Raw genomic sequence first — 13,632 nt, 5'->3', positions numbered from 1 at the left:
TTAATTAAATATCTAAAAGTAAAGATTTTTCTAATTTTTTAGCTTTCGGAAATAAAATGTTATTTTCTATGTGGATATGGTTTAATAATAATTCTTCAAATTGTTGTAACTTAAGATATAGTACTTTAAAAGAAATACACGTGTTTTCTGGAATTTTGTAGTTATTTGTTAGTTTAGAAATCTTCTTAAATATTTTAGTTACTTTTTCATGCTCATCTTCAATAGATTCTATAGGACTATTTAAGGGAGAATTATTTGTGTTTACTGATGTTCTTTTATTTTTAGCCTCTACCAGTTTTTTTATATACGGAAAAATTGTTTTTTCCTCATTTCTCATATGCTCTAGAATATTGTCTGCAATTTTCTGTATTAACCGGTTAATTTTTAGGAGTTCTTTATATTCTTGGCTATAAAGATTCGCTACTTTTTCTCCGTACTCTTTTAATAATAAGATGTTTTCTTCTTTATATTCATGCTGAATATTCACTAAAAAGTCAATTAGAAAATCTAAGTCCCAAGAGTTATAATCTTTTAAATAATAAACTTTATTATTTACCGCATTTAGATCACTTATAATTTGCTTTAAATTAATCTTTTTTTTGTGGCATGCTTTAGATAATAACAGGTTTCCATGAATACTAAAGTCTATCTTATATTTTTTAAAAACAGTGGCAGTATTAATGTTATTCGTAACAATCGTTGCAACACTTTTATTCATTAGATCCTTCACAATAAGAGGCTTTGAATTCATTACAAATTTGGTATACTTATTAAGAATAAAAAATGACTTTTGTCACTATTATAAATAATTACAAATAAATAAGTTAAAACAATATGATTATCGAAATATTAGGCTTTAAATCATAAATAAATAATAGGTATCTGTAATTTTATAAAATGATTAAGACTGTTAAATATCGAGGTAAATTCGAATAAAATTGAGTTTTATCCTCAATAGAATTCTAAGTTCTTGTAATTTGCGTAAAAATTAGAATTTCATGAAATCACCTTTTCATTTAACAAAAAAAGAAATGCAATCTTATGGCTATAAAATTGTAGATCTAATTGTAGACCATTATGCAGATGAAGAAAATAAAAAACCAGTTAGCAAAGCTTCTAGAGAAGAAATGGACTCTATTTTTTTAAGTGAAGCACCAGATAATGCAACACCTGCAGACGAAGTGTTAGATTTTGTGGCAAAAAATGTATTGCCAAATAGTAATATATCTACGCATCCTAAATCTTTTTCGTTTGTACCAGGACCAAGTAACTTTATAAGTACAATGGCAGATTCTTTAGCAACCGGATTCAATATTTTTTCTGGCGGATGGATTGTTTCTCCTGCAGCTGCAGAACTAGAGATTGTTACCTTAAATTGGTTGCTTAAAATGTTTGATTTTCCGGTAACAAAAGGAGGGGGAATTTTTACAAGTGGTGGTTCTATGGCAAATTTAACAGCTTTAGTAACCGCTAGAAGAATAAAATGTGGACCAGATTTTTCGAATGCAGTTATTTATTTATCAGACCAAGCACATTCTTCTAACATTAAGGCAATAAGAGTTTTAGGTTTTAAGGAAGAGCAGGTAAAAATAATTCCTACAGATTTAGAGTTTAAGTTTAGCATTAATAAACTTAAAAATGAAATTGCAAAAGATCAATTAGAAGGAAGAAAACCTTTCTGTATTATTGCTTCTGCAGGTACTACAAACACAGGTACTGTAGACCCTTTAGACGATTTAGCTGATATTTGTGAAAAAGAAAATCTTTGGTTTCATATTGATGGAGCTTACGGTGGAGCTGCTATTTTATCTAAAAAAGGAAGTAGAATTTTACGTGGTATAGAACGTGCAGATTCTTTAACAGTAGATCCTCATAAATGGTTTTTTCAGCCTTACGAAATTGGTTGTTTATTAGTAAAAGACGCTTCTTGGTTAAGCAATACGTTTAGTGAAAAACCAGAATATTTAAGAGATATTGAAGGAAACGAATCTGAAATTAATTTTTATGATTACGGAATTCAATTAACAAGAAGGTTTAGAGCTTTAAAATTCTACATGTCCATTAAAACCTATGGGTTAAATGCATTTAAAAAAGCAATTACCTACAATATAGATTTAGCAGATAAAACAGAAGATACGCTTAGAAAAAGTAAAAATTGGGAAATTGTTTCTCCTGCAACTTTAGCAATTATTAACTTTAGATACAATCCTCTAAATAAGGATTTAACAGAAGAAGAATTAGATACATTAAACCAAGAAATCTCTTCTAAGGTAGTCGATTCTAAAGAAGCTCTTTTAGTAACTACCGTTTTACAAAATCAAGTGGTTATTAGAATGTGTTTAATCAACCCAAAAACAACTTTAAAGCATGTAACTGACACTTTAGATCAGTGCGAAGTATCTGCTAAACAAGTTCTTTTGGAGTGGAATAAATAGCTTTTATATTAGTAATAAAGATCCCTAAAATACTTATTGGTAATAATGCAGATATCAATACTAAAATAATGTAATAGTTGTTTAGAATTGATATTTGTTGCCAATTACAAAAGCCTTTATAAAATATCAATATTTCAGAAAGTATAAAACCTGTCAGATAAATAACAGTCCAAATTTTAGAGACTTTTAATAGTTTATTTTGATGTAAAAAAAATAAAATACTTAGGCTTGTAATTCCTAAAAACACCAAGTGTAAATAGCCAATTACAAAATCTTTTATTTGATAAGATAGGGTTGCAAAATAAGGAGTTACAGTAATCGTTTGCATTATTATTTTTAAAGATAATAACACAAAAACAAAACTGATTAATTTATAGGGAAAAGGGGATATATTTTTTTTTAAAAATGCTTTTTTATTTTTAATTATTTGATAAAATTGTATTAAAGTAATTAATTGAGTAACTATACCTAATAGTGCTATAATATAGATTGTTATAGGTGGTTGTATCCATAAAAAAGATAAACCTAAAGTAAAGATACAACTGAATATCATCAACCAAAAAAAAGTAGTAATTTTTTTCTTAGAAATAACACGATTATTTTTTTCTAAAAAGTGTAAAAACACCCCAAGTAGGCAAAAAAGAAACCATCCGTTGTATTGAAAATGTAAATAGAAATAAATAGCATTTTTATACCAATGAGAGGTTGTGCCAAGAGTGTTCATAATAATGCCCAAAGACCAAGGACCAACACTAGAAATAATCATAAATATAAGTGATGCATTTATAAATTGAAAGACATAACTATCCTTCTTAAAATTGTTGTTTTTTCTAAAGAAAGCATAAAACCAATAAGAACAAATGATAAACAGGGTAGAAAAAATAATAGAAAATAAAGCATATCCTGTAATCGGAAAACTGACTAACATCCCTATAATTGTTACTTGTGTACATAAAAACAGTTTGGTGTACCTTTTTTTTGATTCCTCCTTTATAAATAAATGAAAAATTAAAGTTGTTAAACCAATATAAACCCAACCTAAAAGAGCTACATGAGAGTGTGTGTGAACAATAAATCTGTAATTTGCATTTACATCTGTTATAGGGAAAAGACGTAATAAAATCCCTAAGGAAGACGCAATTAAAAAATAAGAAAGTGCTACAAAACTTTGTGTTTTAGCTTTTATCATAGTTCAACTATAAAGTATTTATGATATTATTATTTTTAGCAAATTCTTTAGCCATTTCTAAAATTGTTTTGTTTTTAAGTTTATCTATTAATTGAGTTTTAAAAGGTACATATAAATGATGAACTACACAGGGTTTATCATCACTACACTCTAATTGACCTAAATAACATTGATTCAGTTTGTCAGCATCATCCACACAGTCTATAATATCAAAAAGGGAGTTTTTTTCATTTCCCTTTGTTAGGTAAAATCCTCCATGGGGTCCTTTTACAGAGCTTATAATATCCTTTTTTGTTAATTCTTGTAATGTTTTTGCTAAAAATGGGGCAGGCATATCTAAATCATCAGCAATTTGTTTAGAACCAATTTTCTTTTCTTCGGATGCATTATTTGCAAGATAAAGAACTGCTCTAATAGCATATTTACTTGAATTTGTTAACATAATTTTTTTACAAAAATATAAAGATATTTATATCTTTTTATATGATAATTATCATTTTTATTTATAATGAAGAGGTTTAATTTTGTTTTAAATAAAAAGAGTATAAAGTCTTTTATTAAGCTAACATTAAAATCAAAGAAAATGAAATTATTAAAAACAGTATATTTATTAGTCGCATCTAGCTTACTGCTATCAAGTTGTAAGAGTGAACCTAAAAAAGAAATAGCAATGGCAGATAATTCTTCCATTTATATTAAAGGTACTATAGATGCAGAACTAACTTCACCGCCTTTTGTACCTGCGCCAGTAGGCAATAGAACCGCAAAGAAATTATTAATAGATATGGAAATTCTTGAAAAAGAAGGAACCATGACAGATGGTGTACAATATGTGTATTGGACTTTTGGTGGTTCTGTACCTGGAAGTTTTATTAGAGCTAGAGTAGGAGACGAAATAGAATTTACGTTGTCTAATCACCCAGATAATAAATTACCACATAATATAGATATGCATGCGGTAACTGGTCCTGGAGGTGGAGCAACATCTTCTTTTGTAGCGCCTGGTCATAAAAAAACGTTTTCTTTTAAAGCATTAAACCCTGGTTTGTTTGTGTACCACTGTGCTACTGCACCTGTAGGAATGCATATTGCAAACGGAATGTATGGTTTAATTTTAATAGAACCAGAAGGAGGCTTGCCTAAAGTAGATAAAGAATATTACATTATGCAAGGAGACTTTTATACAAAAGGTGCCACTGATGAAAAAGGTTTACAAGCTTTTGATATGACAAAAGCAATTAAAGAAGATGCAGATTATGTAGTTTTTAATGGTAAAGTTGGTGCTTTAACAGGAGACAACGCTATTACTGCAAATGTAGGTGAAACAGTTCGTTTATTTGTAGGGAATGGCGGACCAAACTTAACATCATCTTTTCATGTTATTGGAGAAATCTTTGATAAAGTACATATAGAAGGAGGATCTATGATTAATGAAAACGTGCAAACAACTTCAATTCCTTCTGGAGGGGCTGCTATTGTAGAGTTTAAAGTAGAAGTACCTGGTACATTTATTATTGTAGACCATGCTATTTTTAGAGCTTTTAATAAAGGGGCTTTAGGAATGTTAAAAGTAACCGGAGAAGAAAATAAAAAATTATATTCTGGTGTTAAGCAAGAAGGAATTTACCATCCAGAAGGAGGTACAATTCAAACAATGCCAAATAATGATAAGAAAAAAGTGGCTGTAAGTAACGTAGAAAAACCTTTAGCTAAAAAAATAGCTGATGGTAAACAAATTTATATGACTACTTGTTTTGCTTGTCACCAAGCAGAAGGACAAGGAATTCCGAATGCGTTTCCTCCTTTAGCAAAATCAGACTATTTAAATGCTGATGTTAAAAGAGCGGTGGGTATTGTTTTACACGGAAAAACAGGAGAAATTACTGTAAACGGAAAAAAATACAACAGTGTAATGACAAGACAAACACTTACTGAAGAAGAAGTTGCAGATGTACTTACTTACGTTTATAATTCTTGGGGAAATAATAAAACCAATGTTTCTGTAAACACTGTAAAAGAAGTAAAAAACAGTCATTAATAATCTCAATTCAAATTCAATGAAAACTATTTTAAGATTGACAATTTGTTTATTCCTCCTAAATGCAACGTATACAAGTTGTCAATCTAAAATGGTACAAATTAATGGGGGAGAGTATTTGCCTTTGTATGGTAGAGATTCTTTAAATGTTAAGATAGATGATTTTTTAATGGATGTGTATCCTGTTACAAATAAAGAATATGTAGCTTTTGTAAAGAAATATCCAAAATGGCAAAGAAGTAAAGTCATTAAGTTATTTGCTGATGAGAGCTATTTACGCGAATGGAAATCGGATACTATTTTAGGTGAAAATCAAAAAGAAAATTCGCCTATTACGCAAGTTTCTTGGTTTGCAGCAAAGGATTATTGCGAATATCAAGGAAAAAGGTTGCCAACAGTAGATGAATGGGAATATGTAGCAATGGCAAATAAAACCATACCCGATGCAAGAAGAGAAGAGGCTTATAATCAGTTTATTTTAAGTTGGTATGAAAAGCCAAAAACGTTTAATCAAACCATAGGGTCTACATTTAAAAATTATTGGAATGTGTACGATTTACATGGTTTAGTTTGGGAGTGGACTATAGATTTTAATTCGGTATTGGTTTCTGGAGAGTCTAGAAAAGATGTAGACACAGATAATAATTTATTTTGTGGCAGTGCAGCTGTAAATGCAACAGATTTAATGAATTATGCAGCGTTTATGCGTTACGCAATTAGAGGGAGTTTAAAAGCGAAATACACCATAAAAAACTTAGGTTTTAGATGTGTAAAAGATACTAAAAAATAGAAAAATGAAAACACTTAAATATGTATTACTATTGGTTGTAACAGTTACATTATTAGTTTCTTGTGATAAAAAAATAGCTAAAAAAACTGATAAAGTAACGTATCAATGCCCAATGAAATGTGAAGGGGACAAAGTCTATTCAGAAAAAGGAAATTGTCCTGTTTGTGAAATGAAATTAATGCCAACATCTAAAGTAGCAACAAAAATTTTGTCTAGTTTTATTTCTGAAGAATCTATTTTTAACTTAACTACAAAATGGAATAGACAAGATGGTAAAGAGATTGAGTTAAAAGAACTAAAAGGTAAAACTTTAGTAATGGTTATGATTTATACAACTTGTAAAGCTGCTTGTCCAAGGTTAACAGCAGATATGAGAAATATTGAAGACAAAATTCCAACAGATTTAAAAAATGAGGTAGAATTTGTTTTAGTCAGTATAGATCCTGTTAATGATACTCCAAAAAAATTAAAAGCCTTTGCAAAAGAAAATTTTTTAGATAGACAACAATGGACTTTGTTACAAGGTACAGAAAGTGGTGTTAGAGAATTTGCCAATGTTTTAGCGGTAAAATACAAACAGATTTCACCTTTAGACTTTTCTCATTCTAACATTATAAGTGTTTTTAATCCAGGAGGAGAATTAGTGCATCAACAAGAAGGTTTAGGTGTTGATAATAAAGAAACAATTAAAAAAATTATAGAAATAATTAATACTCATTAAAATGAAAATCACAAAAGACAATACAGTAGCAGAAGTGGTTACGTATAATATAAAAACTGCAGATGTATTTAAAAAACATGGGATAGATTTTTGCTGCGGAGGAGGAATATCAATAGAAAAAGCATGTAAAAAACACAATGTTTCTTTTGAAGAAATGGAAAAAGAACTCTTAAGCATAAATAACCCAACATCTAATGCATATAATTATGATAGCTGGAAACTAGATTTTTTAGTAGATCATATTGTAAACACTCATCATACGTATGTTACAGAAAATATTCCTTTAATTTTACAATATGCCGCAAAAGTAGCAAAAGTTCATGGGCATCATTATACTGAAGTGATTGAGATTAATAAACTATTTATTGATGTTGCTAATGAATTATCTTCTCATCTTATAAAAGAAGAAACGGTTTTATTTCCATTTATTAAGCAATTGGTAAAGGCAGAAAAAGAGGGTATTAAGACTCCAAAACAACATTTTGGAATGGTTAACAATCCAATTAGAATGATGGAGGAAGAGCATGAAAATGCGGGAGACATTCTAAAAGAAATAAACCAACTTTCTAATAATTATGCTCCACCAGAAGGAGCGTGTAATACTTTTAAAGCCTTGTATGCCAAATTAGATGAGTTTGAGCAAGATTTACATCAGCACATACATTTAGAAAATAATATTCTGTTTCCTAAAGCCATTCTCTTAGAGCAAAAAAATAAGGAATAAAGGTATTATTTCATATAATGTATAAGTTTAAAAAACTCAGAATTAAGAATATTCTGAGTTTTTTAAACTTTTATTGTTTTTAGAAAAATGTCTAATTTATTAACTTTTACTATAATTACAGAAATTATTTCGTTTTGTATTTATTAGAATATCGTTTCCAAAGTTTGGTTTGATGGGTTTCTAGACTAATTTTTCTTCCTTGTATAAATGCTTCTGTTAAAATATTTCCTCTCATGTCTAAAGCATCACCTTCAGAAACAAACAACGTAGCGTCTTTACCAACCTCTAATGTACCAACTAAGTTATCAATTCCTAAAATTTTAGCCGTATTAGAAGTAATCATTTTTAAAGCTTCTTCTTTATCAATTCCGTATGCTGCATACGTTCCGGCGTAAAAAGGTAAATTTCGGGTATTCATGCGTTCCATTTGTCCTTCCATCCCTAAACCAACAGTAATCCCCTTATCTATTAAAATTTTCGCATTTCTATAAGATAAATCATAATCATCATCTTCTCCATCCGGAACTCGGTGTGCTCTTTCTATGATAACAGGGATCTTATTTTTAAGAAGTAAATCAGCAACATTTTCAGCACCTTTTGCATGTACTAATACCATATTGTTTATGCCTAATTGTTTAAATAATTTTATAGCATCTGTAATTTCTTTTTCTCCATTTACATGGATAAAAATATTTTGAGAACCATTAAATAACCCTTTGGTAGCTTTAAAAGGAAGGTTTTCTGTTGATGTGTTACTTGCTAAATAGTGTTTAGCATTTGTAAAGAAAGTTGTAATTTCTTCAATTTTCTTAATGTAATTTTTATCCTCTTTTATATTAGGATTTTCACCCAACCATGAGCGTCCGCGTGATAAGCTAGAAGGCCAATTAATATGAATAGCATCCTCTTTTTTTAAGGCAGCATCTTCCCAGTTCCAAGCGTCAAATTGCATAATTGACGATGTACCAGAAATGGTTCCGCCACGTGGAGTAATTTGCCCCATAAAAACACCATTTGGTCTCATGGATTCTATCACTTTACTTTCTGCGTTGTATGCAATTAAACTTCTAATATGTGGCAACATAGATCCAACTTCATCTTCGTCATCAGTTGCTCTTACAGCATCAATTTCTACCAAACCTAAAGATGCATTGGCTGCAATAAAACCTGGATAAATATGCTTTCCGTTTGCATTGATAATGGTGCCCATTCTTGCAATTCGCATCATTGCAGAACCCACAAAAGAAATTTTACCGTTTTCGAACATAATTAGTGAATTTTCTATCACTTTTCCGTTTCCTAAATGTGCTGTTGCTCCTTCAATAGAAAAAGCTGTGGTTTGTTTTGGAGCAGGCGTTTGTTGTGCCGTCAGGTTTCCTAAAAAGAATAAGAAACCTACTAAACTATATATATATTGTTTTTTCATTTTATCTTTTTTTAGGTTTTTACTCTGTATCACAGTGAAAATTCTGATTGCGTTTTTTAGTTGGCATCACTGTTTTACCGCCTTTCATTTTTTCTGAAAGCATCATTTTTAACAATTTACTTTTCTCGCTTTTAATAGATTCTCGTTTTTCTAAATCTTTTTCGATATCAAAGTAAATGGTTCCATCAATAATTGTTTTTTCTGCTTTGGCATAAATAGATAGCGGGTTATGGCTCCATAAAACTACATCACCATCTTTACCAATTTTAAGAGAACCTGTTCTATTGTCTAAATGCAATAATTTTGCAGGATTAATAGTTACCATTTTCCAAGCTTCTAATTCAGACATGCCGCCATATTTAATGGTTTTTGCAGCTTCTTGATTCAGTCTTCTAGACATTTCTCTATCGTCAGAATTAATAGCAACTGTAATTCCTTGGTTTGCTAAAATTGCAGCATTATACGGTATTGCATCTAAAACTTCGTATTTATATGCCCACCAGTCAGAAAAAGTAGAAGCTCCAACACCATGCTCTTTCATTTTATCGGCAACTTTATAGCCTTCTAAAATATGTGTAAATGTGTTGATGTTAAAATTGAATTTATCAGCAACTTTCATCAACATATTAATTTCTGATTGTACATAAGAATGACAAGAAATAAAACGTTCTTTATTTAGAATTTCAGCTAAAGTTTCCATTTCTATATCTTTTCGATATGGTTTGCCACTTTTCTTTAAAGCATCATATTCTTTAGCTCTTTGAAAATAATCGATAAAAACCTGTTCTGTTCCCATTCTTGTTTGTGGAAAACGAATGTTATTATTTGCTCCCCAATTAGATTGTTTTACATTTTCACCTAAAGCAAATTTTATAAACTTAGGCGAATCTTTATAAATTAAACCATCAGCGTTTTCTCCCCATTTTAGTTTGATGATTGCAGAACGACCACCAATAGGATTTGCAGAACCATGTAAAATTTGAATGGAAGTAACGCCACCTGCTAAATTTCTATAAATATTGATGTCATTAGGGTTTACAACATCTTCTATAGAAACTTCTGCAGTAGAATTATGTCCAGCTTCATTTACCGCAGATGTAGCAATATGAGAATGTTCATCTATAATTCCTGCAGTTACATGTTTGCCCGTTGCGTCAATAACTTTAGCGTTTCTATATTTTAAGTTTTTACCAATTTCGGCAATCTTACCGTCTTTAATTAAAATATCTGTGTTTTCTAAAATACCTTCATCTTCGGAAGTCCAAACGGTAGCATTTTTAATTACAATAGTTTCTTGTTTTGGCAGGTTAAAATTACCATACCCAATATTGGGATAACTGATAGGTAAAACCTGTAAAGTATCATCATTGTCTTTTTTAAGAACCGCTTTTTTAGAAGTCTTTTTAAATGTTTTTGAAGCCGACCAATTAGATTCATTCCCCGCTTCATCATAAGCCGTACCTTGCATTACATTAGCCACATTAATAATTTGACCAACCAATCTCGTATAACCATCATCGTTAAAGGTTATATGAATCCATCCATTTTTATAAGAAAATGTAGATTTTAGTTTTTCATCACCCTTTTTTATAACACCCATTTGTTTCGCTCCAACACCAGTAATTGTAAGTGAATAAAATTTTCCATTTACGTTTACGTTATAAACACCTGTTATGTCTTTGCTATTGATATCATTCACAATATTTTTATGTCCCTGAACCCAATTTTCATAAATAATTGTTTTACTGTCAAAAATGGGACCAGAAGTAATGATAAAATTGGCAGAACTCCCTTCATTTAAGTTTCCAATAGTAGTGTTACCTAATAATTTTGCAGGCATTGTTGTTAAAGCTTCTAAGGCTTTTTCCTTATCTAAACCATACTTAATTGCTTTTAGCAAGTTTTTATGGAAATCTTCCATCTTTTTTAACTTGTGTGTGGTTAGCGCAAAATGAATTCCGTTTTCAGCCAAAACACTTAAGTTTGTTGGTTCTTGATTCCATTTTCGTAAATCACTTAACGGAATTTGTTTTGCTATTAAAGGATTACTCACATCATATGCATCCTGAAAATTAATAGGAATAATTAAACTTGCGTTGGTTTTTTTTATCTCATCAATTCTTTCATATTCATCTCCACCACCTAAAATGGTGTATTGAATATTAAATTCATCTCCAATTTTATCTGCTCTTAAAATATCTAACCAACCACCAGCATCAAAAACTTGAAGTAGACTTTTATTTGCATTTAAAGCCTCTAAAGATTGATCTTTATTTTTAGCATCGCCATCGGCATACCATTTTGCATCCAAATACATTTGACGTAATAAAGCCATCGCACCCATTTTAGAAGTAGGGTAAGCCTGTTTAGACAAGGTACTTTTGCTAAATGATAAGTACTGAACAGATCTGTTTTCTAAAATTCTATACGCATCTAACGAGTTCGGGTTTAGGGCAACTAACATTCCGTTTCCACGAACAATTCCGTCTTGTACATGTGTATTTACAACGCCAAAACCAGCTTTTAAATATTCTGTTGCTTTTTTATCATCAAATTTAAATGAATTTGCAGCTTTGGTTTCTGGCCTTATGTGATCGTTCCAATAAAAACCGGATCTAGTCGCATCATATTGCGGTTTTTCTTTTCTGCTACTAGAAGGACCTTTTTTTGATTTTTCAATTCCAAAACTAGTATATAAATCTATAAAAGAAGGGTAGATTGTTTTTCCTTCTAAATCTATTATTTCTGTTCCTTTGGGTATAGATACAGATTTACCTACAGATAAAACTTTACCTTCTTTTATAAATAAGGTTCCATTTTTTATAATTTTTTGTGGCGTAATGTAAATGGTGGCATTTTTAAAAGCCACTGTTTTTTTAAAAGTAGATTTTACTCCTGTATTTGTTGGGAAATACTCTTGCGAATGCATAGAAATAGCCATAAATAAGGAGAAAAATAAGATTAATTTTCTCATAGATGTTAGAATTAGTTATTTGGTATAATGCTCTAATTTAATTAGAACCTTTTATAGAAATGTTAAAAGTAGTTATTTTAACATAAATTTAAGAAATTTAGATTTTTGATGAAGTTTCAAAATAACTAATAAATAAATCTACTACATAATTATAAGATTGCACACCTTTGTCTTGTTTATTTGCTTTTAAGTAAGCGTTGTACCCTTTTTTTACCAAAGGTTCAAAAGGGTTTTTATAGGCTTGCCAAAACTGATAACTCGCATTAAAATCTTTAGAAATTCCTTTGTTTACAGTTTTCCAAAGTTCTTTGGATAAAGTTTGATCTCGTTTTCTTAATTCGGAAATACAATAACCAAAAGCCATTCTATAGCTTGCGTATTTAAAATAAACATCATCATTATAATTAGCCGCTAAAAAACCAACAAAATTTGCTTCATTTTCTGCTGCAAAACCAATTTGATGTGCCATTTCATGACACGTAGTTGTGGGATATCCTGTTTTAGGAATTCTATCATTTACTTGCGCTTCTCCGGTTAAAGGATTCAAGTATCCTGCGGTTCCATTATAGGTTTGCAATAAACTCATTAAAGAACTTTTTACTGATTTATGTTGATATTTTAATTGCGGAAAATCTTTAGCTAAATAATCATAACCTGTAACGGCTATCGCATACATTTCTTTTTGAGAATACGGATTTTCGACTTTTAGAGAATCATTTTTTGTAATTTCAAATTGATAGTGATTCAGGTTTTTAATAATATGTTTTGTTACTTTTTCTAGTTGCGCTGTAGTATATTTTTGCTGATGATACTTTAAGTTTTTAGACAAAGGTTCACGGTAATAATTTAATCCCCAAAAAAGGTAAAAACAAAAATAGATAACAGATAAAAAAGCTGTAAAATGTATAATTTTAGGAATAAAATTTTTAAATCTGGTTTTAATCAATCGATAAATAGAACGGATAAGGATAAAAAGGCCGAAAGCCAATAACAAATCTCCAACAGAAAAAGGAATCCAACCTAAAATGATCCTTAAAAAAGATGAAATAGGAGGGTAGATTCCGTTTGAATAATATTTTTCTATAAATTCAGGATTTACAGTAGCCCATTTCATTAACAGAATTTGAACTGGTAAAAGAATTGCGATAAGAATGTGTTTTTTATTTGTTTTCACAAAATAGAATTAATTAAAATTATGTTTATATTAAATAAAACAAGCTGAATAACGTTTAGAATACATCCAACTTTGTTGGTAAAAATAAGGATTCGATTTAGAAGTTGACTGGTTATTAACAAGATAATAACATTTTTATAGACAATAAATGTTTACAAATT

At 29.8% G+C, this 13,632-nt stretch carries 11 protein-coding genes; 5 read left to right on the top strand and 6 right to left on the bottom strand.

Annotation, left to right across the window (positions count from 1 at the left end; all coding sequences use genetic code 11):
* Positions 1-4: 4 nt before the first annotated feature.
* Complete coding sequence (locus GQR92_RS02485; RefSeq protein WP_158837639.1) at positions 5-751, bottom strand: DUF542 domain-containing protein; 747 nt, start codon at positions 749-751, stop codon at positions 5-7.
* Between the two features lie 247 nt (positions 752-998).
* On the opposite strand from GQR92_RS02485, the gene GQR92_RS02480 reads away from it, so the two are divergent.
* Positions 999-2,435, top strand: a complete 1,437-nt coding sequence (locus GQR92_RS02480) for a pyridoxal phosphate-dependent decarboxylase family protein (protein ID WP_158837638.1) — start codon at positions 999-1,001, stop codon at positions 2,433-2,435.
* Here the strand turns inward: GQR92_RS02480 and GQR92_RS02475 are convergent.
* Together GQR92_RS02475 and GQR92_RS02470 are read right to left on the bottom strand one after the other, a co-directional pair.
* Positions 2,404-3,624, bottom strand: a complete 1,221-nt coding sequence (locus GQR92_RS02475; protein ID WP_158837637.1) for a hypothetical protein — start codon at positions 3,622-3,624, stop codon at positions 2,404-2,406. The genes GQR92_RS02480 and GQR92_RS02475 overlap by 32 nt on opposite strands.
* A gap of 7 nt (positions 3,625-3,631) precedes the next feature.
* Positions 3,632-4,066, bottom strand: a complete 435-nt coding sequence (locus GQR92_RS02470; RefSeq protein WP_158837636.1) for an RrF2 family transcriptional regulator — start codon at positions 4,064-4,066, stop codon at positions 3,632-3,634.
* 141 nt (positions 4,067-4,207) lie between these two features.
* Here GQR92_RS02470 and nirK point away from each other — a divergent pair, with 141 nt between their 5' ends.
* The 4 genes from nirK to ric are packed head-to-tail and all read left to right on the top strand — an operon-like array spanning position 4,208 to position 7,897.
* Entirely contained in the window at positions 4,208-5,662 is a 1,455-nt protein-coding gene (gene nirK, locus GQR92_RS02465) for a copper-containing nitrite reductase (protein ID WP_158837635.1), read from the top strand.
* Positions 5,663-5,681: 19 nt separating this feature from the next.
* Entirely contained in the window at positions 5,682-6,452 is a 771-nt protein-coding gene (locus GQR92_RS02460; protein WP_199269174.1) for a formylglycine-generating enzyme family protein, read from the top strand.
* Positions 6,453-6,456: 4 nt separating this feature from the next.
* On the top strand, positions 6,457-7,173 hold the full coding sequence (locus GQR92_RS02455) for an SCO family protein (protein WP_199269173.1): 717 nt from the start codon (positions 6,457-6,459) through the stop codon (positions 7,171-7,173).
* Between the two features lies 1 nt (position 7,174).
* Complete coding sequence (gene ric, locus GQR92_RS02450) at positions 7,175-7,897, top strand: iron-sulfur cluster repair di-iron protein (protein ID WP_158837634.1); 723 nt, start codon at positions 7,175-7,177, stop codon at positions 7,895-7,897.
* A 124-nt stretch (positions 7,898-8,021) separates the two neighbouring features.
* On the opposite strand, the gene GQR92_RS02445 is transcribed toward ric, so the two are convergent.
* From GQR92_RS02445 to GQR92_RS02435, 3 genes are all read right to left on the bottom strand, one after another.
* Entirely contained in the window at positions 8,022-9,323 is a 1,302-nt protein-coding gene (locus tag GQR92_RS02445) for an amidohydrolase family protein (RefSeq protein WP_158837633.1), read from the bottom strand.
* A gap of 19 nt (positions 9,324-9,342) precedes the next feature.
* A complete protein-coding gene (locus GQR92_RS02440; RefSeq protein ID WP_199269172.1) occupies positions 9,343-12,297 on the bottom strand; it encodes an amidohydrolase family protein in 2,955 nt (984 codons plus the stop codon).
* Positions 12,298-12,394: 97 nt separating this feature from the next.
* On the bottom strand, positions 12,395-13,471 hold the full coding sequence (locus GQR92_RS02435) for a DUF3810 domain-containing protein (protein WP_158837632.1): 1,077 nt from the start codon (positions 13,469-13,471) through the stop codon (positions 12,395-12,397).
* Positions 13,472-13,632: the final 161 nt, after the last annotated feature.

This window comes from Polaribacter sp. L3A8, from assembly GCF_009796785.1.
GTDB lineage: Bacteria > Bacteroidota > Bacteroidia > Flavobacteriales > Flavobacteriaceae > Polaribacter.
This window is presented reverse-complemented; position numbering and strand designations above follow the sequence as displayed.

Excerpts from the sequence above, each read along its gene's own strand:
- GQR92_RS02485 (WP_158837639.1), bottom strand. The coding sequence starts at position 751 with ATGAATTCAAAGCCTCTTATTGTGAAGGATCTAATGAATAAAAGTGTT.
- GQR92_RS02480 (WP_158837638.1), top strand. The coding sequence starts at position 999 with ATGAAATCACCTTTTCATTTAACAAAAAAAGAAATGCAATCTTATGGC.
- GQR92_RS02475 (WP_158837637.1), bottom strand. The coding sequence starts at position 3,624 with ATGATAAAAGCTAAAACACAAAGTTTTGTAGCACTTTCTTATTTTTTA.
- GQR92_RS02470 (WP_158837636.1), bottom strand. The coding sequence starts at position 4,066 with ATGTTAACAAATTCAAGTAAATATGCTATTAGAGCAGTTCTTTATCTT.
- nirK (WP_158837635.1), top strand. The coding sequence starts at position 4,208 with ATGAAATTATTAAAAACAGTATATTTATTAGTCGCATCTAGCTTACTG.
- GQR92_RS02460 (WP_199269174.1), top strand. The coding sequence starts at position 5,682 with ATGAAAACTATTTTAAGATTGACAATTTGTTTATTCCTCCTAAATGCA.
- GQR92_RS02455 (WP_199269173.1), top strand. The coding sequence starts at position 6,457 with ATGAAAACACTTAAATATGTATTACTATTGGTTGTAACAGTTACATTA.
- ric (WP_158837634.1), top strand. The coding sequence starts at position 7,175 with ATGAAAATCACAAAAGACAATACAGTAGCAGAAGTGGTTACGTATAAT.
- GQR92_RS02445 (WP_158837633.1), bottom strand. The coding sequence starts at position 9,323 with ATGAAAAAACAATATATATATAGTTTAGTAGGTTTCTTATTCTTTTTA.
- GQR92_RS02440 (WP_199269172.1), bottom strand. The coding sequence starts at position 12,297 with ATGAGAAAATTAATCTTATTTTTCTCCTTATTTATGGCTATTTCTATG.